Source organism: Streptomyces bobili (genome assembly GCF_002154575.1).
Lineage (GTDB): Bacteria > Actinomycetota > Actinomycetes > Streptomycetales > Streptomycetaceae > Streptomyces > Streptomyces bobili.
In genome coordinates, this window is the sequence record NZ_MUBA01000757.1 from 1 (window position 1) to 2,378 (window position 2,378).

General features: G+C 70.4%; 1 protein-coding gene. It reads right to left on the minus strand.

The window, feature by feature from the left end; genetic code table 11:
- On the minus strand, positions 1 to 2,076 hold a 2,076-nt coding region (locus tag BZL64_RS37280; protein ID WP_086773423.1), incomplete at its 3' end, for a DEAD/DEAH box helicase.
- Positions 2,077 to 2,378: the final 302 nt, after the last annotated feature.

Sequence of the window (2,378 nt, forward strand, 5' to 3'; positions counted from 1 at the left end):
ACCGCGGTCGTCGCGGTTGAACGGGGGACGGCTGCCACCACGGTCGTCGCGACGCTCGAACGGACGCCCACCACGGTCGTCACGGTTGAACGCGGGACGGCCACCACGGTCGTCACGGTCGCGGTTGAAGCCACCGCGGTCGTCGCGACGCTCGAAGGAGCGACCGCCACGGTCGTCGCGGTTGTCGCGGCTGAACGGGGGACGGCTGCCACCACGGTCGTCGCGACGCTCGAACGGACGCCCACCACGGTCGTCACGGTTGAACGCGGGACGGCCACCACGGTCGTCACGACGCTCGAAGGAACGGCCACCGCGGTCGTCGCGGTCACGGTTGAAGGAACGCCCACCACGGTCGTCACGGTCACGGTTGAAGCCACCCCGGTCACCGCCACGGTCTCCACGGTCGTCCCGACGCTCGCGGCGCTCGTACGACGACGAGCTCGCCGGACGCTCCTCGCGGACCGGACGGTCGGCGTCGCGCGCGGCGGGCTGCGCCGGCACGGACACCTCGGTCACGGCCTCCGCCACGACGGGCGCGGTCTCGCCGGTGCCGGCCACCGCGGCCTGCGCCTCGGCGATCGCCGTCTCCGGGTCCTCACCACGCTCGCGGGCGACCCGCGCGACCAGCCGGTCGGCCTCCTCGCGCAGCTCGTTCGCACGGCGCTGCGCGCGCTCCAGCTCCCTGGTCAGCTCGGCGACCTCGCGCTCGGCCTGCTGCGCGGCGTTGCCCGCCGACTCGGCCTGGACCTCGGTCATCGACCGGGCGCCGGTGATCTCGGCGACCTCGGGCTCGAAGGCCGTACCGCCCTGGATGATGTGACGCCCGGCGTCGACGCCCGCGTCCTCCATCATGCGGAAGATCTGGCGGCGCTGATGCGGCAGCGACAGCGAGACGACGGTGCCGGTGCGGCCGGCACGGGCCGTACGGCCGGCGCGGTGCAGGTAGTCCTTGTGGTCGCCGGCCGGGTCCACGTTGAGGACCAGGTCGATGCCGTCGACGTGGATGCCGCGGGCGGCGACGTCGGTCGCGACGAGCGCGTTGACGTAGCCCTTCTTGAAGTCCTCGAGCACGCGGGTGCGGGCGCCCTGCGTCATGCCGCCGTGCAGCGCGTCGGCCTTCACACCGGAGTCGCAGAGCTGCTCGGCGATGCGGTCGGCGCCCAGCTGGGTGCGGACGAAGATGATCGTGCGGCCCTTGCGGGAGGCGATCGCGGCGGTGACCGGCGCCTTGTCCTTGGGCTTCACGATCAGGATGTGGTGCGACATGGTCGTGACGTTGCCCTGGGCGCTGTCGACCTCGTGCGTGACCGGGTTGTGCAGGTAGCGCTTGACCAGCGTGGAGATCTCGTTCTCCATCGTGGCCGAGAACAGCATCCGCTGGCCGCCCTGCGGGACCTGGTCGAGCAGCTCGGTGACCTCGGGCAGGAAGCCCAGGTCCGACATCTGGTCGGCCTCGTCGAGGACGGTGACCTTGACGTTCTCCAGGGAGCAGGCGCCGCGGTTGATGATGTCGCGCAGTCGGCCCGGGGTGGCGACCAGGATGTCGACGCCACGCTCCAGGGCGTAGATCTGGTTGCTCATCGAGGTGCCGCCGCAGACGACCTTCATCTTCAGGCCGAGGACGTCGCCGTACGGCTGGAGCGCGTCGGCGACCTGCATCGCTAGCTCGCGGGTCGGGGTGAGGATGACGGCGCGCGGCTTGCGCTTCTCGGTGTGGCCGCCGGCCAGCGTGGTCAGCGTCGGCAGACCGAAGGAGAGGGTCTTGCCGGAGCCCGTGCGACCGCGGCCGAGGATGTCCTTGCCCGCCATGGCGTCCGGGATGGTCGCCGCCTGGATCGGGAAGGGGGAGGTCACGCCGTTCTGGGTGAGCTTGCGCACGACGCTCTCGGGGAGACCGAGGTCCGTGAAGGTCAGCTCGGGAGCCTTGTCGGCCTCGACGGCCTCGATGACGTCGGTGACGTCGGTGACGTCGGTCTCGATGGCGTCGACGGTCGCGGTGACCTCGACAGTCTCGACGGCGTCGACCGTCTCGCTGTTCTCGGACACGACGGCGTGATCAGTACTGGAAATGGACATGCGAATGCGAAACCTTCCGGAGTCTCGTCGGCACGCGCCCGTCAACTCCGTGTTCGCATTCGACCGCCTCAATGCGGTCCGTCACGGTAAGGGAGAGTACGCGCCACACGGCGCGCTCTGTTGTGGCGCCGGGCAAATGGGATCAAACGATCTACCACCATACGCACCCTGTGCCCCTTGAGGCAAACCGGTCTGCGTAGACGTGGGTCGCACACCACTGTACGGCATCTACGCCGGTACTCCCGCCTCCGGCGCCGGTTCCCGCTCGACCAGCTGCGGAACCGGCTCCGCGTCCGCCGACG